This window comes from Streptomyces sp. DH10 (assembly GCF_029813805.1).
Classification (GTDB): domain Bacteria; phylum Actinomycetota; class Actinomycetes; order Streptomycetales; family Streptomycetaceae; genus Streptomyces; species Streptomyces coeruleofuscus.
This window is the reverse complement of sequence record NZ_JARVKU010000018.1, coordinates 104,908-124,499: the sequence shown is the minus strand read 5'-3', so window position 1 is coordinate 124,499 and position 19,592 is coordinate 104,908. Positions and strand designations below refer to the sequence as shown.

At 69.2% G+C, this 19,592-nt stretch carries 16 protein-coding genes and 2 tRNA genes; 3 read left to right on the top strand and 15 right to left on the bottom strand.

The genetic code is table 11. From position 1 onward, the window contains the following. Positions 1-117: 117 nt before the first annotated feature. The 7 genes from mreD to QC385_RS31290 form a co-directional block, all read right to left on the bottom strand. The gene (gene mreD, locus QC385_RS31320) at positions 118-789 is read right to left on the bottom strand and encodes a rod shape-determining protein MreD (protein WP_279544730.1); all 672 of its coding nucleotides are present in this window, start codon (positions 787-789) and stop codon (positions 118-120) included. Positions 790-802: 13 nt separating this feature from the next. Continuing rightward, complete coding sequence (gene mreC, locus QC385_RS31315) at positions 803-1,750, bottom strand: rod shape-determining protein MreC (RefSeq protein WP_279544729.1); 948 nt, start codon at positions 1,748-1,750, stop codon at positions 803-805. Positions 1,751-1,894: 144 nt separating this feature from the next. Then, positions 1,895-2,914, bottom strand: coding sequence for a rod shape-determining protein (locus QC385_RS31310; RefSeq protein WP_006133575.1), 1,020 nt, complete (start codon positions 2,912-2,914; stop codon positions 1,895-1,897). Positions 2,915-3,180: 266 nt separating this feature from the next. Continuing rightward, complete coding sequence (gene ndk / locus QC385_RS31305; protein ID WP_020271915.1) at positions 3,181-3,594, bottom strand: nucleoside-diphosphate kinase; 414 nt, start codon at positions 3,592-3,594, stop codon at positions 3,181-3,183. A gap of 65 nt (positions 3,595-3,659) precedes the next feature. Next, positions 3,660-4,016 (bottom strand): DUF4233 domain-containing protein, encoded by a 357-nt coding sequence (locus QC385_RS31300; RefSeq protein WP_279544728.1) that lies wholly within the window; start codon positions 4,014-4,016, stop codon positions 3,660-3,662. A gap of 6 nt (positions 4,017-4,022) precedes the next feature. Next, positions 4,023-5,546, bottom strand: a complete 1,524-nt coding sequence (gene folC / locus QC385_RS31295) for a bifunctional tetrahydrofolate synthase/dihydrofolate synthase (protein WP_279544727.1) — start codon at positions 5,544-5,546, stop codon at positions 4,023-4,025. A gap of 170 nt (positions 5,547-5,716) precedes the next feature. Continuing rightward, positions 5,717-8,341, bottom strand: coding sequence for a valine--tRNA ligase (locus tag QC385_RS31290; RefSeq protein WP_279544726.1), 2,625 nt, complete (start codon positions 8,339-8,341; stop codon positions 5,717-5,719). 139 nt (positions 8,342-8,480) lie between these two features. Here QC385_RS31290 and QC385_RS31285 point away from each other — a divergent pair, with 139 nt between their 5' ends. Beyond that, positions 8,481-9,446 carry a hypothetical protein gene (locus tag QC385_RS31285; RefSeq protein ID WP_279544725.1) on the top strand — a complete coding sequence of 322 codons (966 nt, stop codon included), beginning with the start codon at positions 8,481-8,483 and terminating at the stop codon, positions 9,444-9,446. Positions 9,447-9,511: 65 nt separating this feature from the next. On the opposite strand, the gene clpX is transcribed toward QC385_RS31285, so the two are convergent. The 5 genes from clpX to QC385_RS31260 all read right to left on the bottom strand — a co-directional run bounded on the left by clpX (position 9,512) and on the right by QC385_RS31260 (position 14,335). After that, on the bottom strand, positions 9,512-10,798 hold the full coding sequence (gene clpX, locus QC385_RS31280) for an ATP-dependent Clp protease ATP-binding subunit ClpX (protein WP_279544724.1): 1,287 nt from the start codon (positions 10,796-10,798) through the stop codon (positions 9,512-9,514). Positions 10,799-10,979: 181 nt separating this feature from the next. Further along, on the bottom strand, positions 10,980-11,687 hold the full coding sequence (locus QC385_RS31275) for an ATP-dependent Clp protease proteolytic subunit (protein ID WP_150480842.1): 708 nt from the start codon (positions 11,685-11,687) through the stop codon (positions 10,980-10,982). Between the two features lie 109 nt (positions 11,688-11,796). Further along, positions 11,797-12,402, bottom strand: coding sequence for an ATP-dependent Clp protease proteolytic subunit (locus QC385_RS31270; RefSeq protein ID WP_086603934.1), 606 nt, complete (start codon positions 12,400-12,402; stop codon positions 11,797-11,799). A gap of 259 nt (positions 12,403-12,661) precedes the next feature. Beyond that, on the bottom strand, positions 12,662-14,065 hold the full coding sequence (gene tig / locus QC385_RS31265) for a trigger factor (protein WP_279544723.1): 1,404 nt from the start codon (positions 14,063-14,065) through the stop codon (positions 12,662-12,664). A gap of 193 nt (positions 14,066-14,258) precedes the next feature. Further along, positions 14,259-14,335, bottom strand: a tRNA-Pro gene (locus tag QC385_RS31260). 164 nt (positions 14,336-14,499) lie between these two features. Between QC385_RS31260 and QC385_RS31255 the strand changes: the two genes are divergently transcribed. Next, positions 14,500-14,570, top strand: a tRNA-Gly gene (locus QC385_RS31255). A 54-nt stretch (positions 14,571-14,624) separates the two neighbouring features. Here the strand turns inward: QC385_RS31255 and QC385_RS31250 are convergent. Beyond that, on the bottom strand, positions 14,625-16,982 hold the full coding sequence (locus QC385_RS31250) for a protein kinase domain-containing protein (protein WP_279544722.1): 2,358 nt from the start codon (positions 16,980-16,982) through the stop codon (positions 14,625-14,627). A gap of 85 nt (positions 16,983-17,067) precedes the next feature. Continuing rightward, a complete protein-coding gene (locus QC385_RS31245) occupies positions 17,068-17,262 on the bottom strand; it encodes a hypothetical protein (protein WP_003990237.1) in 195 nt (64 codons plus the stop codon). Between the two features lie 694 nt (positions 17,263-17,956). Here QC385_RS31245 and QC385_RS31240 point away from each other — a divergent pair. Continuing rightward, complete coding sequence (locus QC385_RS31240; RefSeq protein WP_401469876.1) at positions 17,957-19,081, top strand: acyltransferase family protein; 1,125 nt, start codon at positions 17,957-17,959, stop codon at positions 19,079-19,081. 16 nt (positions 19,082-19,097) lie between these two features. Here the strand turns inward: QC385_RS31240 and QC385_RS31235 are convergent, their stop codons facing one another. Then, complete coding sequence (locus tag QC385_RS31235; protein ID WP_279544720.1) at positions 19,098-19,559, bottom strand: HD domain-containing protein; 462 nt, start codon at positions 19,557-19,559, stop codon at positions 19,098-19,100. Between the last annotated feature and the right edge of the window lie 33 nt (positions 19,560-19,592).

Below are 19,592 nucleotides of genomic sequence, written 5' to 3'. Positions count from 1 at the left end.
GGATGTGCGGGTACGAAGGTGTCTCCGGGCACGCGTGTGCGGATTCGAGTGAGGAACGACGGGCCCAGGAGCCGGCGTTCCTACCGGACCGGCGCGTTCGGGTGAACTTTCCTGCGGTCACAGCCGCTTGACCCCCTTGATGCGCCCCGCCCGCGCCATCCGTGCCCGGGCCGCCTTCACCCGCAGCCCGTTCCGCTGGCTGCCGATCTTCAGACCGGTGCCGCCGGAGAGCCAGCCGGAGGAGATGTCCGTGGCCTTGGCGCCGGAGCCGGTCTCGGCGAGCGGATCGTTCTCGGCGCGTCTGGCCAGCGCCATCACCCCCGGCACCACGAACGGGGCGAGCAGCAGGTCGTACAGGACGGCCGTGAACAGCAGGCTGCCCAGGCCCACATGGCGGGCGGCGGTGTCCCCGACGAGGGCACCGACCCCGGCGTACAGCAGGGTGGAGCCCACGGCGGCGGCGACCACCACGGCCATCGGGCCGGTCGCGGACTTCAGCTGGCCCGTCTCCGGCTTCACCAGGCCCGCGAGATAACCGATGACGCACAGCACGAGCGCGTAGCGCCCGGCGGCGTGGTCGGCGGGCGGGGCCAGGTCGGCGAGCAGGCCCGCGCCGAAACCGACGAGGGCGCCGCCCACATGGCCGTAGACCAGGGCGAGGCCGAGGACGGTGAGGAGCATCAGGTCGGGCACGGCGCCCGGCAGATGGAGGCGGGCGAGGACGCTCACCTGGATGACCAGGGCGACGACGACCAGGGCGGAGGAGAGCAGGATCCGGTTGACGCGCATGAGGTGACAGCTCCTACTGCTCTTGCTGGTTCTGGCCGTCCACGGGGGCCTCGGCGGACGGCGTCACGGTCACCGTCACCGTCGGCCTGGGGGTCGGCTTCGGCTTGGGCGGGAGCACCGTGTCGCGCGGGTCCTTCTTCGGGGCCTCGACGACGACACCGACGATGTCGAGCTTGCTGAAGGCGGCGTACGGAGTGACGTAGAGCGTGCGGGTCAGACCGCCGCCGGACGGGTCGACGCGGGAGACCACACCGACGGGCACCCCGGGCACGAACGGCCGGTCGGCCTGCGAGCCGAAGGTGACCAGGCGGTCGCCCTTCTTCACCTCCGCCTTGCCGTTGAGGAGTTCCACGCGCAGCGGTCGGTCGCCCTGCCCGGAGGCGAAGCCGAGTTCGTCGCCGGCCTCCATCCGGGTGCCGACCGTGAAGTCGGGGTCGCTGGCGAGCAGGACCGTGGCGGTGTTGGGTCCGACGGTGGTGACCCGGCCGACGAGCCCGTCCCCGTTCAGGACGGTCATGTCGCGTTTGATGCCGTCGTTGGCGCCGACGTCGATGGTGATGGTCCAGGAGAAGCCCTGCGCGGCCCCGATGGCGATGACCTCGGCGCCCTTGATGCCGTACTGGCCCCGGCCGGAGATCTTCAGCATCTTGTCGAGCTGCTTGAGGCGGCTGCGGCTACGGTCGTCGCTGCCGAGCCGCGCCTTCAGGGCCGCGTTCTCCTCTTCCAGCGCGGCGAGCCGGTCGTGCCGCTCACCGGAGTCCCGGATGGCGGAGACCGCGTTGCCGACCGGGTCGACCGCGGCCGACACACCGCTCTCGATCGGGCCGAAGACCGTCGCCGCGCCCTGCCGGGCACCGTCGACCGGGGAATCCTCCCCACCGCGAATGTCCACCGTGATCAACGCGAACGCGATGGCGATCAGCAGCACCAGGAGCAGCCGGCTCTCTCGTGTGTCCCTCACGTGCGGCGGCCGTGCCCTTCCTCATAGGAATTCGGGAAGCCCCAGGGAAACCCGAGGGGCTGCATTGTGGGAGCTTATGCATCTATATCAACGATCCGCCGTACGAGAGGAGATCGTCCCGTACGGCGGAATCGAAGAGTTACGTCATCTGCGCGGCTGGGCGTCCAGCACCTGCTGGAGCGCCTCGAACTCCTCGACGCACTTTCCGGAACCGAGCGCCACGCTGTCCAGGGGGTCCTCGGCGATATGGATCGGCATGCCGGTCTCCCGGCGCAGCCGCTCGTCCAGGCCCCTGAGCAGCGCTCCGCCGCCGGTCAGAACGATTCCTCGGTCCATGATGTCGCCGGACAGCTCCGGCGGACACTTGTCGAGGGTCGTCTTGACGGCGTCGACGATCGCGTTGACCGGCTCCTCGATCGCCTTGCGGACTTCCGCAGCGGAGATGACGACGGTCTTCGGCAGCCCGGAGACCAGGTCCCGGCCTCGGATTTCGGTGTGCTCGTCGGTGTCCAGGTCGTACGCCGAACCGATCGTGATCTTGATCTGCTCGGCCGTGCGCTCACCCAGCAGGAGGGAGTACTCCTTCTTGATGTGCTGGATGATCGCGTTGTCCAGTTCGTCGCCCGCGACACGGATGGACTGGGCGGTGACGATGCCGCCGAGGGAGATGACCGCGACCTCCGTGGTGCCGCCGCCGATGTCGACCACCATGTTGCCCGTGGCCTCGTGGACCGGCAGGCCGGAGCCGATGGCCGCGGCCATGGGCTCCTCGATGATGTGCACCTGGCGGGCGCCGGCCTGGGACGACGCCTCGATGACGGCGCGGCGCTCGACGCCCGTGATGCCCGAGGGCACACAGACGACGACCCGCGGACGAGCCAGATACCGCCGCTTGTGGATCTTCAGGATGAAGTAGCGGAGCATCCGCTCGGTGATCTCGAAGTCGGCGATCACACCGTCCTTCAGCGGACGAACGGCAACGATGTTGCCGGGCGTGCGCCCGATCATCTTCTTCGCTTCGGCACCGACCGCGAGGATGCCACCGGTGTTGGTGTTGATCGCGACGACGGACGGCTCGTTGAGTACGATCCCGCGACCCCTGACGTACACCAGCGTGTTGGCGGTCCCGAGGTCGACAGCCATGTCACGGCCGATGAACGACATTGAGTTCCCCATCAGGATTCGTCTGGCCTTCCCACTGGCTTTTGAGGGCTTTTCAGGTAGGCAAAGGTGGGTGCTGTGACGTGAAGGCTTCCATCGTAGACGCGCCTTCGCGAACACTGCGGGAGGGTCTCCGCCATTGTCAGCAGATGCCGCACGGGTTCGCTTGTGGAGACGGGCGTTCGGGGACCATCGTTCCCTCGATCGCCACGCATATGCCAGAAAAGTCCGGGAGCCGTGGCTCCCAGACTTCCTCTCACCGTTTCGTCTTAGGCGCGACCCGGGAAGAAGATCTTCACTTCCCGCTCGGCGGACTCCTCCGAGTCGGAGGCGTGGATCAGGTTCTCCCGGACGATGACGCCGTAGTCGCCGCGGATGGAGCCGGGGGCCGCGGCGATCGGGTCGGTCGGGCCGGCGAGCGCGCGCAGCCCCTCGATGACCCGCTCGCCCTCGACGATCATCGCCACGACCGGGCCGGAGGCCATGAACTCCACCAGCGGCTCGTAGAACGGCTTGCCCTTGTGCTCGCCGTAGTGCTGCTCCAGCGTGTCCTGGTCCAGGGTGCGCAGCTCCAGCGCGGTGATCGTCCAGCCCGCCTTGCGCTCGATGCGGCTGATGATCTCGCCGGTCAGGCCACGACGGACGGCGTCGGGCTTGAGGAGGACGAGGGTGCGCTGGCTCACGACGGGCTCCTTATGCATCAAAGTTGTGCGGTGGGACGAGATTACCCGGCGTGTCGGGACGCCTGTTACGCAGCGTCAGGTGTGGAGGAGCCGGACCGGTCGGCGAATCTCGCCTTCGCCTCGTCCACCTTCCGCCCGTAGTGCACGGACGCCCACCACAGGGCCGCGAAGACCACGCCCAGGAAGAACATCATCGGCACGGCGAAACCCGACGCGATGAGCGCGATCTGCAACGCCCAGCCGAGCGCGACCCCGCCCGGGCGCGTCACCAGGCCGCACAGCACCAGGCACAGGAACATCGCGACACCGCTGACCGTCCACACGGTCGTCATGGACAGGCCGGGGTCCTTCATGGCGACCAGACCGGCGAAGCCGATGATGAAGAACTCGCCGATCAGGGTCGACGAACAGAGCGTACGCACGGGATCTCAGCCCCTCCCCAGGAGCAGTCGGGCCTCGCCGACGGTGATGACGGAACCGGTGACGAGCACACCGCCGCCCGCGAACTCGCCCTCCTCCTCGGCCAGCGTGATCGCGGCCTCCAGCGCGTCGGGCAGCCGCGGCTCGACCTGGACGCGCTCCTCGCCGAACACCTCGACGGCGATGCCCGCCAGCTCGTCGGCGTCCATCGCGCGGTGGCTGGAGTTCTGCGTGACCACGATCTCGGCGAACACCGGCTCGAAGGCCTCCAGCAGCCCCCGCACGTTCTTGTCGCCGCTCGCGCCGACGACACCGATGAGGCGGCTGAACTGGAAGGCCTCACCGATCGCCTCGGCCGCCGCCCGGGCGCCCGCCGGGTTGTGGGCGGCGTCGAGCACGACGGTCGGGGAACGCCGCACGACCTCCAGCCGCCCCGGCGAGGCGACGGCCGCGAACGCCTTGCGGACCGTGTCCAGATCCAGCGGATCGGGCCGCTGCGCGCCGACGCCGAAGAACGCCTCCACGGCGGCCAGTGCGACGGCCGCGTTGTGCGCCTGGTGCGCGCCGTGCAACGGCAGGTACATCTCCGGGTACTCGCCGCCGAGCCCGCGCAGCGTCACCAGCTGCCCGCCGACGGCCACCTGCCGATCGACGACACCGAACTCCAGGCCCTCCCGGGCCACGGTCGCGTCCACCTCGACGGCCTTCTTCAGCAGCACCTGCGCCGCGTCGACCGGCTGCTGCGCCAGGATGACGGTCGCACCCTGCTTGACGATGCCGGCCTTCTCCGCCGCGATCTCCGCGTGCGTCGTGCCGAGCCGGTCGGTGTGGTCGAGGTCTATGGGCGTGACGACGGCGACGTCACCGTCGATCACGTTCGTGGCGTCCCAGGAGCCGCCCATGCCGACCTCGACGACGGCGACGTCGGCGGGCGCGTCGGCGAACGCCGCGTACGCCATGCCGGTGAGGACCTCGAAGAAGGACAGCCGGTACTCCTGCTGGCCGTCGATCATCTCGATGTACGGCTTGATGTCCTGGTACGTCTCGATGAACCGCTCGGGCGAGATGGGGGCGCCGTCCAGGCTGATGCGCTCGGTGATCGACTGCACGTGCGGTGAGGTGTAGCGGCCGGTCCGCAGCTCGAAGGCGCCGAGCAGGGCCTCGATCATGCGGGCCGTGGAGGTCTTGCCGTTCGTGCCCGTGATGTGGATCGACGGGTACGACCGCTGCGGCTCTCCCAGCACGTCCATCAGCGCGGCGATACGGCTGACGGAGGGCTCCAGCTTGGTCTCGCCCCAGCGGGTGGCGAGCTCCGCCTCGACCTCGCGCAAGGCCTTGTCGACCTCGGGGTCGGCGGGCCGGGTCGGGATGTCGGCGTCGGGCGGGCCGCCCTGGGTGCGCAGGGTTCGGCTGCCGGCTTCGATGACGGCGAGGTCGGGGTCGCGGGTGGTCTCCTCCGCGATGATCTCGTCGAAGGTGTTGAGGGGGTCGGGCTGGTCGTCGGCGTTGTGGTCTGGGGGGAGCTCGCTCACGGAGCCCAGTCTACGGAGACGGACTGACATTGTTCGCCGTGGGCGGGTACGTCCATGAGGGCTGGTCGCGCCCACGCGGCGGAGCCGCACATTGATACAGCCCCGCGCCCCTGACCACGTCACGGCCCCGACGCTGACAAGCGCCGGGGCCGTGACGACCGTACGAACCTTTACGCCTGCGGCAGCCTCTCCAGCTGCGCCTGGATCCGGGCGATGTCCTCCTCCGCCTTGGCCAGGCGGGTGCGGATCTTGTCCACGACGTGGTCGGGGGCCTTCGCCAGGAACGCCTCGTTCCCGAGCTTGGCGTTCGCCTGGGACTTCTCCTTCTCCGCCGCCGCGAGGTCCTTCGCGAGGCGCTTGCGCTCCGCCGCCACGTCGATCGTGCCGGAGAGGTCGAGGGCGACCTCCGCGCCGGCGACCGGCAGGGTCGCCGTGGCCGTGAAGGCGTCGCCCTCCGGCTGGAGCCGGAGCAGCTGGCGGATGGCGGACTCGTGCGCCGCGAACGGCGTGCCGTCCAGGGCCAGCCGGGCCGGGACCCGCTGACCGGGCTGGAGCCCCTGGTCGGCGCGGAAGCGGCGGACCTCGGTGATGACCGACTGGAGGCTCTCGATCTCGCGCTCGGCGCCGGCGTCCCGGAAGCCGCTGTCCTTCGGCCAGTCGGCGATGACGACCGACTCGCCGCCGGTGAGGGTGGTCCACAGGGTCTCGGTGACGAAGGGGACCACCGGGTGCAGCAGCTTCAGGGTGACGTCGAGGACCTCGCCGAGGACGCGCTTGCTGACCTCGGCCGCCTCGCCGCCCGCCTGGAACGTCGTCTTGGACAGCTCGACGTACCAGTCGAAGACCTCGTCCCACGCGAAGTGGAACAGGGAGTCGGACAGCTTCGCGAACTGGTAGTCGTCGTAGAACGCGTCGACTTCCGCGACGACCGTGTTCAGGCGGGAGAGGATCCAGCGGTCCGTCGAGGACATCTCCGACGGGCCCGGCAGCGGGCCGTCCACCGTCGCGCCGTTCATCAGCGCGAAGCGCGTCGCGTTCCAGATCTTGTTGGCGAAGTTGCGCGAGCCCTGGACCCAGTCCTCGCCGATCGGGACGTCGACACCCGGGTTCGCGCCACGGGCGAGGGTGAAGCGCAGGGCGTCGCTGCCGTACTTGTCCATCCAGTCCAGCGGGTTGACCGCGTTGCCGAAGGACTTCGACATCTTCTTGCCGAACTGGTCGCGGACCATGCCGTGCAGGGCGATGGTGTGGAACGGCGGAGTGCCGTCCATCGCGTACAGGCCGAACATCATCATCCGGGCGACCCAGAAGAAGAGGATGTCGTAGCCGGTGACCAGGACGGAGTTCGGGTAGAACTTCGCGAGCGACTCGGTCTGTTCGGGCCAGCCGAGCGTGGAGAACGGCCACAGGCCGGAGGAGAACCAGGTGTCGAGGACGTCGGTGTCCTGACGCCAGCCCTCGCCGCTCGGCGGCTCCTCGTCGGGGCCGACGCAGACGACCTCGCCATTCGGGCCGTACCAGACCGGGATGCGGTGGCCCCACCACAACTGCCGCGAGATGCACCAGTCGTGGAGGTTGTCGACCCAGTCGAAGTAGCGCTTCTCCATCTCCTGCGGGTGGATCTTGACGCGCCCGTCGCGGACGGCGTCGCCGGCGGCCTTCGCCAGCGGGCCGACCTTGACCCACCACTGCATGGAGAGCCGGGGCTCGATCGTCGTCTTGCAGCGCGAGCAGTGGCCGACCGAGTGGACGTACGGCCTCTTCTCGGCGACGATCCGCCCTTCGGCGCGCAGGGCCGCGACGATCGCCGACCGCGCTTCCAGCCGGTCCAGACCCTGGAACGGGCCGTGGGCGGTGATCACGGCGTGCTCGTCCATGACCGTCAGGGCCGGGAGGTCGTGGCGCTGCCCGATCTCGAAGTCGTTCGGGTCGTGGGCCGGGGTGACCTTGACGGCACCCGTGCCGAACTCGGGGTCGACGTGCTCGTCGGCGACGACCGGGATGGAGCGGTCGGTCAGCGGCAGCTTGACCAGCTTGCCGATCAGGTGCTTGTACCGCTCGTCCTCGGGGTGAACGGCGACGGCCGTGTCACCGAGCATCGTCTCGGCGCGCGTGGTGGCGACGACGATGGTGTCGTCCCCGTCGCCGTACTTCATGGAGACGAGCTCGCCGTCGTCGTCCTGGTACTCCACCTCGATGTCCGAAATGGCGGTCAGGCAGCGCGGACACCAGTTGATGATGCGCTCGGCGCGGTAGATCAGCTCGTCGTCGTAGAGCCGCTTGAAGATGGTCTGGACGGCCTGGGAGAGGCCCTCGTCCATGGTGAAGCGCTCACGCGACCAGGCGACGCCGTCACCGAGGCGCCGCATCTGGCCGCTGATCTGGCCGCCGGACTCGCCCTTCCACTGCCAGACCCGCTCGACGAAGGCCTCGCGGCCCAGGTCGTGCCGGGACTTGTTCTCCTTCGCGAGCTCCCGCTCGACGACGTTCTGCGTGGCGATACCGGCGTGGTCCATGCCGGGCTGCCACAGCGTCTCGTAACCCTGCATGCGCTTACGGCGGGTCAGGGCGTCGATGAGCGTGTGCTCGAAGGCGTGCCCGAGGTGCAGGCTGCCCGTGACGTTCGGCGGCGGAATGACGATCGTGTACGGCGGCTTGTCGCTCTTCTCGTCCGCCTCGAAGTAACCCCGCTCTACCCAGCGCTCGTACAGCGGCCCCTCTACGTCGGCCGGCGCGTACTGGGTCGGCAGGTCGGTGCTGGGCGCTGGTGGCTGCTGCTGAGCGTTCTCGGTCACGGGGGTCAGTTTAGAGGTGTCACTACCCCGTCCCGAAACGCGTTTGCTTCGTAACGGTTGAGGGCCCCGATGCCATGCACACGGCGGGTCTGCGCCAGGATGTCTCGAACACATAGGCATCTGGAGGGGAACCCAGAACATGAGCTACAACCAGCCGGGCCCGTACGGCGGGCAGCCTCAGCAGCCCGGACCGTACGGCCAGCCCGGTCCGTACGGCCAGCCGCCGCAGGCTCCCCAGCCCGGCTACGGCTACCCCCAGCAGGCCCCTCCGCCCCAGGCCGGCTACGGCTACCCGCAGCAGCCCCCGCAGGGCGTCCCGCCCCAGCAGCCCGGACCGTACGGCCAGCAGCCCCCGTACGGCCAGCAGCCGCCCTACGGCCAGGCCCCGTACGGCATGCCCCAGCCCCCGGCGGCGGGCGGCGGCAAGAAGAAGACGGGCATCATCATCGGCGCGGTCGCCGTGGTCGCGGCGATCGGTGTGGGCGCGTACTTCGTGATCGGCGGGGGTGGTGGCGCGGGATCCGTGGAGGACGACGGCCCGCACAAGCTGGCGACGCCGGCGAAGGTGCTCGGCGAGTACAACCGCATCACCAAGGACGGGGCGTCCGTCGGCGACGACTCCACCAAGGAGCTGGAGAAGAGCGGCGTCAAGAACGGCAAGTCGGTGCTGGGCTCCTACACCACGATGGACATGAGCAAGTACGACCCCCGCGACCCGTCCGCCGCCGCTCAGCTGGCAACGGCCAAGGGTGTCACGTTCGTCGGCGTCTACGGCGAGGTGTCCGACCCCGAGGCGGCACTGGACACGTTCTTCGCCAACTTCAAGAAGTCGTCCCAGAAGGGCTCCTCCGGCAGCAGCGGCAGCAAGACCGAGCTGATCGGCGAGCCCGAGGAGGCCGACCTCGACGGCGCGGTCATGAAGTGCCAGGCGGCCAAGGGGCAGAACCCGTCGACCAAGAAGGAGAAGACCGACTGGTTCTGCGCATGGGCCGACTACAGCACGGTCACCATGGTGTCGCCCGGTGAGTACAGCGGCAGTGTCTCCAAGGACGTCGCGATCGACATCGCCACCAAGCTCCGCCCTGAGATCCGCGTCAAGGTCTGACGACGCTCAACGGACAAACGGAAGGGCCCCGGTCGATGACCGGGGCCCTTCCCTTTACGTGTGTGTCACGCCGTCTTCTGCTCTCCCGGCCCCCGCCCCCGCGCATCCCGCGGAATCAGCGTCGGGTTCACGTTCGACTGGACGACGTCCGCCGTGATGACGACCCGGGCCACGTCCTTGCGGGACGGGACCTCGTACATCACGCCCTGGAGGACTTCCTCCATGATGGCGCGCAGGCCTCGCGCGCCGGTCTGGCGGAGGATGGCCTGGTCGGCGATGGCTTCGAGGGCCTCGCGCTCGAAGTCCAGCTCGACGCCGTCGAGTTCGAAGAGCCGCTGGTACTGCTTGACGAGCGCGTTGCGCGGCTCGACGAGGATCTGGAGCAGGGCCTCGCGGTCGAGGTTGTGGACCGAGGTGATGACCGGGAGGCGGCCGATGAACTCGGGGATCATGCCGAACTTGACCAGGTCCTCCGGCATGACCTCCTGGAACTGGTCCTTGGACTCCATCTCGCGCTTGGAGCGGATCTGCGCGCCGAAGCCGATGCCCTTGGCGCCGGCCCGGGACTCGATGATCTTCTCCAGGCCCGCGAAGGCACCGCCCACGATGAACAGCACGTTCGTCGTGTCGATCTGGATGAACTCCTGGTGCGGGTGCTTGCGGCCGCCCTGCGGCGGGACGGAGGCCGTGGTGCCCTCCAGGATCTTCAGCAGGGCCTGCTGTACGCCCTCCCCGCTCACGTCGCGCGTGATCGAGGGGTTTTCACTCTTCCTCGCGACCTTGTCGATCTCATCGATGTAGATGATCCCGGTCTCGGCCTTCTTGACGTCGTAGTCGGCGGCCTGGATCAGCTTGAGGAGGATGTTCTCGACGTCCTCGCCGACGTAGCCGGCCTCCGTCAGGGCCGTCGCGTCCGCGATCGCGAAGGGGACGTTCAGCATGCGCGCCAGGGTCTGCGCGAGGAGCGTCTTGCCGGAGCCCGTGGGGCCGAGGAGGAGGATGTTGGACTTCGCCAGCTCGATGGCGTCGTCACGGCTGCTCCCCCCGCCGTTCTCGCCGGCCTGGACGCGCTTGTAGTGGTTGTACACCGCGACGGAGAGCGCCTTCTTGGCGGCCTCCTGGCCGACCACGTACCCCTCGAGGAACTCGTAGATCTCGCGGGGCTTCGGGAGCTCCTCCCAGCGGACCTCGCTGGTCTCCGCCAGCTCTTCCTCGATGATCTCGTTGCAGAGGTCGATGCACTCGTCGCAGATGTACACACCGGGCCCTGCGATGAGCTTCTTGACCTGCTTCTGGCTCTTGCCGCAGAACGAGCACTTGAGCAGATCGCCGCCGTCACCGATGCGTGCCACGGTGTGCTTCCCCTTCGCCTGGGAGACTCCTGGACGCCGACGTCCAGCGGACTCCTGGTGCTGCCTTATGTCCGACGGTACCTTGCCGGGCCCCTCGTTCGTGCCCCCCTTGGCGCGGTTCTCTTTGACGTGGACCGTCCCAAACCATGCCAAGGGGCGGCAGACGATACAGCCTCTCGCCTCAGCGCAGGCTCGAGTTGTCCATCTTCCGGGTGGAGATGACCTGATCGATCAGGCCGTAGCTCAGCGCGTCCTCGGCCGTGAGGATCTTGTCGCGCTCGATGTCCTCGCGGATCTTGTCGATCGTCTGGGTCGAGTGCTTGGCCAGCATCTCCTCCAGCTGCGTACGCATCCGGAGGATCTCGTTGGCGGCGATCTCCAGGTCGGACACCTGACCGCGGCCGGTCTCGCTGTACGGCTGGTGGATCAGCACGCGCGCGTTCGGCAGGGCCATGCGCTTGCCCGGGGTGCCTGCGGCCAGCAGGACGGCGGCGGCGGAGGCCGCCTGGCCCATGCAGACCGTCTGGATGTCCGGCTTCACGTACTGCATCGTGTCGTAGATCGCGGTGAGCGCCGTGAAGGAACCGCCGGGGCTGTTGATGTAGACCGAGATGTCACGGTCGGGGTCCATCGACTCCAGGCACAGCAGCTGCGCCATGACGTCGTTGGCGGAGGCGTCGTCGATCTGGACGCCGAGGAAGATCACGCGCTCCTCGAAGAGCTTCGCGTACGGGTCGTACTCGCGAATGCCCTGGGAGGTGCGCTCGACGAAGCGCGGGATGATGTAGCGGGACTCGGCCTGCGGGCCGGTGTACTCGCCCTGAGCGGCGCGCATGTCCTGCACGGCGTGCATACGGTCGTAGATCCCGCTGCCGGGGAACTGGTTCACGGTGTCTCCTGAAAAGGGCTGAGGCGGTCGGCTGGGGCTGTCTGGGGTCGCGGGGGCCCGGGAGGGCTCCGTGGGCCTCACGGGGCTCCACAGGCCCCGTGGGGACCTCTCAGGCCCCGGTGCCGCCGCCGCCCGGCATGCCGGCGGCCGTGGGGATCACGTCGTCGATGAGGCCGTACTCCTTGGCCTCGAAGGCGTCGAACCAGCGGTCGCGGTCCGAGTCCCGGGTGATCTGCTCGACCGACTGGCCGGTGTGCTGGGCGGTGAGCTCGGCCATGCGCTTCTTGGTGTGCAGCAGCCGCTCGGCGTGGATCTTGATGTCGGAGGCGGAGCCCGCCAGGCCGGCGGAGGGCTGGTGGATGAGGATCTCGGCGTTCGGCAGCGCGAAGCGCTTGCCGGGCGTGCCCGCGCTGAGCAGGAACTGTCCCATCGAGGCCGCGAGGCCCATGGCGATGGTCACCACGTCGTTCTTGATGAACTGCATGGTGTCGTAGATCGCCATGCCGGCCGTGATCGAACCGCCGGGGCTGTTGATGTACAGGTAGATGTCCTTGTCCGGATCGGCGGCAAGGAGCAGCAGCTGTGCGGTGATCTTGTTCGCGATGTCGTCGTCGACCGGCTGGCCGAGGAAGATGATCCGCTCGTTGAGCAGCCGGTTGTAGACCTGGTCGCCGAGGCCACCACCGATGGAAGGCTCGCCGGCGGCTGAAGGCATCAGATTCGTCACGTATCCACCTGCTCGTCTTACGACGGCGCCGGGCCGTCTTCACGTGTTCCCTGCGGGGCGGGAGCCGTATCGGAGACTCCACTGCCCTGGTACTCATGGACCCTAACGCGCGGGTCCCTTCGGGGAATCCCGGAGATGGGAGTGTTCGCCGGGGGCGTAGCGGCCGGGGGCCGGTAACGCGACGGGCCCCGAGAAGCACTGTGTGTCTCGGGGCCCGTCCTTGCGGCGTTGTGAGGTGCCCGGGGGCTCAGCCCTCGGTCTTCTCCTCGGCGGTCTCGGCCGGGGCCTCGGTCTCGGCCGGGGTCTCCTCGGCGGAGGCCTCGGTGGTGGCCTCGTCCTCTTCGTCGTCGAGGTCGATGATCTCGCCGTTGGTGTCCTTGACCGTGGCCTTCTCGACCACGACGGCCAGGGCCTTGCCGCGGGCGACCTCGCCGACCAGGAGCGGAACCTGGCCGCCCTCGACGACCGCCTGGGCGAACTGGTCGGGGGACATGCCGGAGGAGGCCGCACGCCGCATGAGGTGCTCGGTGAGCTCCTCCTGGTTGACGTTGAGCTTCTCCTGCTTGACGAGCTCGTCGAGGACGAACTGGGTCTTGATGCCCTTGACCGCGGCCTCGCGGGTCTCGGTCTCGAACTCCTCCTCGCTCTTGCCCTGGATCTCCAGGTACTTCGCGAGGTCCAGACCCATCTGGCCGAGCTGGTGGTGCTCGAGGTTGTGCTTGCGCGTGTTGACCTCGTCCTCGAGCAGCTTCTCGGGGACGGGGACCTCGACCAGCTCGAGCAGCTTCTCCAGGACGCGCTCCTGGGCCTGCGTGGCCTGGTCGTACTGCTTCATGTTCTCCAGGCGCTTGCGGCTGTCGGCGCGCAGCTCCTCGATGGTGTCGAACTCGGAGGCGAGCTGCGCGAACTCGTCGTCCAGCTCGGGCAGTTCGCGCTTGGCGACCTGGGTGACCTTGACGGTGACCTCGGCCTCCTTGCCGGCCGCCGAGCCGCCCTTGAGCTCGGAGGTGAAGGTGGCCTCGCCACCGGCCTCCAGGCCCGTCACGGCGTCGTCGATGCCGTCCAGCAGCTCGCCGGAGCCGATGGTGTAGGAGACGCCGCTCGCGACGCCGTCCTCGAGGACCTCGCCCTCGACCTTGGCCTCCAGGTCGATCGTCACGACGTCGCCGTCCTCGGCGGCACGCTCGACCGGCGCGGTGGAGGCGAAGCGCTCACGGAGCTCCTCGACCGCCTTGTCGACGTCCTCTTCGGTGACCTCGACGGCGTCGACCTCGACCTCGATGCCGGAGTAGTCCGGGATCTCGATCGCGGGGCGGATGTCGACCTCGGCGGTGAAGTTCAGCGTCTCGCCGTCCTTCAGCTCCGTGATGTCGACCTCCGGCTGGCCCAGGGGGCTCAGCTCGGCCTCGTTGACCGCGTCGGTGTAGAACTTCGGCAGCGCGTCGTTGACGGCCTCCTCCAGCACCGCACCGCGGCCGAACCGCTGGTCGATGACCCGGGCCGGGACCTTGCCCTTGCGGAAGCCCTTCACCGTGACCTGCTGGTTGATCTTCTTGTACGCCGCGTCGAGGCTGTCCTTGAGCTCCTCGAAGGGCACCTCGACAGTGAGCCGAACCCGAGTCGGGTTCAGGGTCTCCACGGCGCTCTTCACGGTTCGGTCTCCTTGTGGCTGACTTCTTGGGTTCTGCCGGCGCCAGAGCGGCCCGGCGGATTTCGCCGCCCGGAGGACTTCAGACGATGAGACACACGGGCGTGCAGCTTGCATAGTAACGGCAGCGACTACACCGCCCAAAAGGCGATCACGCGAATGATCAGGAGACGATCACGCGAGGTGATCGGCCGGCTGGTCGGGGTGGCGGGATTTGAACCCACGGCCTTCCGCTCCCAAAGCGGACGCGCTACCAAGCTGCGCCACACCCCGTCTGCTGCGACACGTAGGGTACATGCCGCCAGGCGGTGCGGCCGACGCATTTCCACAGAGCCCGTGCCGCGTCGGCCACGGCGGGAATGCGGTGTGCGACGGACGGGCCCGACCCGCTACGATGCCTTCAGTGCCGCGGTCACCCGACCTGCGGCGCGCGCTGTGCGGGCGTAGCTCAATGGTAGAGCCCTAGTCTTCCAAACTAGCTACGCGGGTTCGATTCCCGTCGCCCGCTCTGTAGGCCTCGGGCCCGGTTCTTCGGAACCGGGCCCGAAGTCGTTTCCGGGATTCAGAGGTCGCGGACGTTCACCGTGTAGACGGAGCGGATGCCGTAGGGGACGTACAGGGCGTCGCCGACGAGGACGAGCGGGGCGCCCTCGGTGACGAACATGCTGCTGGCGCGACCGCTGTCGTCGCGGCCGGAGCGGGTACCCTCGATCTTGCCGGTACTCGCGTTCAGAGCGGCGAGGCGGCCGCTGGGAGACGCCAGGTACACATGGGTGGCGGAGGCGGCCGGGGGCCCCTGCTGCTCCACGGAGGAGTTCGATTCCCACAGCGTCCGGCCGGTTCGCGGGGAGACCGCGCGGACGCCTCCGCTCGCCCGCGTGAAGTAGACGGTGCCGCGCACCAGGTACGCGGCGGCGTCCTCGGGCCGGGGCTGCGCGAGTCGCCGCACGGTGAGCACGTGGGAGGAGACGTCGATCAGCGTCAGCCCGCGGTTCGTGTCGAGGGTGTCCGCGAGCACCAGGCGTCCGTCGTGCTGGCCGAGCACCTGCGCGGAGCCGTCGACCTCGACGGTCCAGCGGGCCTTTCCCGTGGCCGGGTCGATCTGGGAGACGGTGCTGCGGCCGGTTTTCCCCTCCTCCTGCGCGGTCGCGCAGACGAGGTAGGCACGGCGGGCCGCCGAGAGCAGCTCACAGTCCAGGAAGTCCGGCTTCGGCTGCCTCCAGCGGACGTCGCCGGTCTCGGCGTCGAGCAGGGCGTACTGGTCGCCCTGAGCCCCGTAGAAAGTGACCACACCCTCGGGGACGGCGGTGGCCGCGCCCTGCGCGCTGTCGGGGACGGTCGCCGTCTCGCCTGCGCCGGTGTCAGTCCTCCAGAGCACCTTGCCGGTGTCGGCGGCCAAGGCGTTCACCGTGTAAGTGGTCCGGATGCCGTTCGCGGAGTTCTGGTCGTCGGCCTCGTAGCCGTAGACGCGGCCGTCGCCGGTCCCGATGAGCGCGCCCTCGTTGCCGGAGCCGGCGTCGAGGGTGGGGTCGACGGGCCGGGACCACGTGTTGCGGCCGTCGGCGAGAGCGAAGCGGGTCGCCATGAGGTCGGCGCCGGCGCACACCAGGGAGGTGCCGACGGCGGCACAGCCCCTGAGGGAGGTGTCGGCGCCTCCCAGGATGCGGTCGCTGCCCGGCGCTGCCTTCGCCGCGGTCGCCCAGGGCTTCCAGCCCGCGGGGAGGTCGGCCGGCTCGGCGACGGGCGAGGGCGCGCGGTCGCGGTCCCGGTCGCGGGTCAGGGTGAGGGTGGTGGTGACGAGCGCGGCGAGTGCGACTGCCGCGGCGGCCGTGATCAGCAGCAGCCCGTGCCTGCGACGCCTGCGGGTGCGTCCGGCCTCCGGTGCCGGTGTCCCGGCCGGATCGCGGGCCGGGCCGCGCTGCTCCGTCGGCGTCTTGCCGGGCCGGTGGCGGCGGTCCTCCTCCCGCTCGGTGTCCGGCTCCGCGGGCAGGTGGAGCGGGGCTTCGCCCCGGTCGGTGGTGGGCGCCTCCGGCCATGCCGCGACCGCGGGCTCGGTGGGGCGGGTGCCCGGCCAGGGCCGTACCGGACGTGGTGGGGTGGTGCCGGGGGTCGCGCCTCCACGGAGCAGGGTGAACAGGTCGTCCGCGGTGGGGCGGGACTTGTGGTGCTTCTCCAGGCAGGAGCGGATGAAGGGAAGGAGCTCGTCCGGTACGCCGGTGAGGTCCGGCTCGCCCTCGACGACCCGCAGAGCCGTCTCGTACGGGCTGGGGCTGTCGAACGGGCCCCGGCGGGTGGCCGCGTAGGTGAGGACCGAGCCGAGGGAGAAGATGTCGGCGGCCGGGCCGACGTCCTGGGGGGACGCGAACTGTTCCGGGGACATGAAGGGCGGCGTGCCCATGACGCGGCCGGTCTGGGTGAGGACGTCGGCGGCGGCGAACTCGGCGGCGCGTGAGATGCCGAAGTCGATGACGCGCGGGCCGTCGTCGGCGAGCATCACGTTGGCCGGCTTCAGGTCGCGGTGGACGACTTTGGCGCGGTGTATGTCGCGCAGTGCCTCGGCGAGCCCGGCGGCGAGTTCGCGCAGGCGGGGCAGCGGGAGCGGGCCGTGTTCGCGGACGTGGGTGCCGAGGTCCGCGCCCGGTATGTAGAGCGTGGCCATCCAGGGGCGGGCCGCGTCGGCGTCCGCGTCCACGACCGGGGCCGTGAAGGCCCCGCTGACCTGGCGGGCGGCGGCCACCTCGCGGCGGAAACGGGCGCGGAACTCGTCGTCGTCGGCGTACTGGCCGTGCACGACCTTGATCGCGAGGGACCGGCCGGAGGCCGAGCGGGCCAGGTAGACCACACCCATGCCGCCGGAGCCGAGGCGGTCCTCGATGCGGTAGCCACCCACCTCGGCCGGGTCGGAGTCGCGCAGCGCCATCCCCGTACGTTCCCCCCGTCACGCACTGCCTCGTCGTCGGGGAGGAGCGTATCCGCAGGCCCTCGGTTCCGCGGTACCGACCCGGTCAGAAGCTGATGGAGTTGATGGTCTCCGCTATCGAGTTGAGGAACCGCTGGATGTCGTCGGCCATGCCGGTCGAGGCGAGGAAGAAGCCGAAGAGGACCGCCACGATCGCTGGGCCTGCCTTGATGGAGCCGCCTCTCAGCAACACCACAAGGATGATCGCCAACAGCAGCACCACAGACAGTGAAATGGCCACAACTGATCACACCCTCGGTCGGTCCGCTCTCCCGGCCCGGGACGCGACCACGCGCACCCCGCCAGAACCATCGTGCCACCAACGCGGCCGGGCTATGCGGCCCGTGACGCATCGACCACCTCACTCGTGTCCGAACCGGTGTGCGCCGCCTGGGGCCCGGGGCCGAACGGCAGGGACTCGTACGGCAATTCGATGCGCCACCCGCACAGGGAATTCAACCGAATCGTTTCCATGCCCACACAACGCGTTCGCAGCTAATTCGAATTTCCCCGCAAGCCCCTCAACAACCCTGCGGGCAGGCTTCGAAGGGGTGCGGAAGCGGACATTCCACCGGAGTCGCCTGCTGGTCTTATGCCTCGCTTAGTCCGGATGTATCACGACAAGCAGGGCGGGCGTGATGAGCACAGTCCGTCATCGGCCGATGTGTTGGTCATCACTCCGACAGTGACGTCAACTACCCGAAATCCGGGGGTACCCACAGCGAATAGCCAGGATTCACATCCGGCGTTTTACGAATAGCCGCAGGGAACGCTAGGGTGCCTCAGATGTTCCACGCTGCCTCGTCCCCCGCAAGCGCAGCGAGGTCCCGGATCGTCTCCCCGAGCTCTTGGTGGGAGGGTCTGTGACGAACTCGCTGCGACCGAACGGCGACCGCAGGGCGCCACTTCCCCCGGCACAGTCGTCGGCCGACGGAGTGCCGAGCCCGCGCTCGCCGCAGAGCCCGCAGAAGAAGCAGAGCGGCAAGCAGCGCGACGCGTTCTTCGACAACGCCAAGTACCTCGCGATCGTGCTGGTGGCCATGGGCCACGCCTGGGAACCGCTCAAGGGCGACAGCCGGATACTCGAGGCCGCGTACCAGGTCGTCTACGCCTTCCACATGCCGGCGTTCATCATCATCTCCGGCTACTTCTCGCGCAGTTTCGACATGCGGCCCGACCGGCTCAAGCGCCTGATCACCGGCGTCGCCGTGCCGTACATCCTCTTCGAGACGGCCTACCCCCTCTTCAAGCGGTGGATCGACAACGACCCGCACCAGGAGATCAGCCTTCTCGACCCCTGGTACCTGACCTGGTTCCTGTGCGCGCTGTTCATCTGGCGGATGACCACCCCCATCTGGAAGATGGCGCGCTGGCCGCTGCCGCTCGCGCTCGGCCTCGCGATGGTCGCGTCCGTCTCCCCGGAGATCGGTGACGACCTGGACCTCCAGCGGGTCCTGCAGTTCCTGCCGTTCTTCGTGCTGGGCCTGGTGATGAAGCCCGAGCACTTCCACATGGTGCGCCGCCGTTCCGTGCGGATCGCCTCGGTGCCCGTGTTCGCCGCCGCGCTGGCCTTCAGCTGGTGGGCCGTGCCGCGCATGAACACCGCGTGGTTCTACCACCGGGACTCCGCGCAGGAGCTGGGCGCGCCGTGGTGGACCGGCCCGGTCATGGTGCTGGCGATGTTCGGCTGCTCCCTGGTGCTGACCGCCTGCTTCTTCGCCTGGGTGCCGCGCCGCCACATGTGGTTCACCGCGCTCGGCGCCGGCACGCTCTACGGCTACCTGCTGCACGGCTTCCTGGTGAAGGCCGGCGACTACCAGGGCTGGTTCGAGCCGACGTGGATGCACCAGCCGCTCGGCGAGATCGCCGTGACCGTCGCCGCGGCCGCCGTCGTGACGGTGCTGTGCACCAAGCCGGTGCAGCGTGTCTTCCGGTTCGCGATGGAGCCGAAGATGGAGTGGGCCTTCAAGCGGGACGCGGCCGAGCTCGCCCGTGAGCGCCAGAGCGCCGAGCGGACCGAGCGCGAACGCGAGCGGGAGCGCGAGAAGGTCAGCGCCTGACGCCCCGTACCGGAGTTCATCCGACGAGACCGAGAAGTGCGCGCATCCGCGTGTACTTCTCGGTCAGTCGTTTGCGGGTGTCCTCGTCCAGGACCGCGAGGCGTGCCGGGTCCGCGTTGTGCGCCAGGTCCGACTCCTTCACCAGCAGCGCGCCGGGCGTGGCGAGGATGCGCGCGGCGTACGCCTCGGGCGGTTCCCCGGCCCGCTTGGTGACCGCCAGGACGATGTCCTTGGTACGGCTGCTCAGCGCTGCCTCGCGCAGCCACTCGGGCGAGAGCGCGTCGTCCTCGACGGCGTCGTGCAGCCAGGCCGCCGCGATCTGTTCCTCGTCACCGCCCCGTGTCCGTACGCCCTCCGCGACCGCCTGGAGATGCTCGGCGTAGGGCCGTCCGACCTTGTCGGTCTGGCCGGCGTGCGCGGAGCGGGCGGTGGCCTCGACCTGGGCCAGGGTCAGCGGGGTGCGGGGTGTCTCGGTCACGGCTCCAGTGTGCACCTGGCCCCGTGCGCGCCT

Bases quoted from the DNA above. Each gene is read 5' to 3' on its own strand.
- QC385_RS31310 (WP_006133575.1), bottom strand. From the start codon at position 2,914: ATGTCGTTCATCGGCCGTGACATGGCTGTCGACCTCGGGACCGCCAAC.
- mreD (WP_279544730.1), bottom strand. From the start codon at position 789: ATGCGCGTCAACCGGATCCTGCTCTCCTCCGCCCTGGTCGTCGTCGCC.
- QC385_RS31250 (WP_279544722.1), bottom strand. From the start codon at position 16,982: ATGGCGCTGCGCGACTCCGACCCGGCCGAGGTGGGTGGCTACCGCATC.
- QC385_RS31285 (WP_279544725.1), top strand. From the start codon at position 8,481: ATGAGCTACAACCAGCCGGGCCCGTACGGCGGGCAGCCTCAGCAGCCC.
- QC385_RS31270 (WP_086603934.1), bottom strand. From the start codon at position 12,402: ATGCCTTCAGCCGCCGGCGAGCCTTCCATCGGTGGTGGCCTCGGCGAC.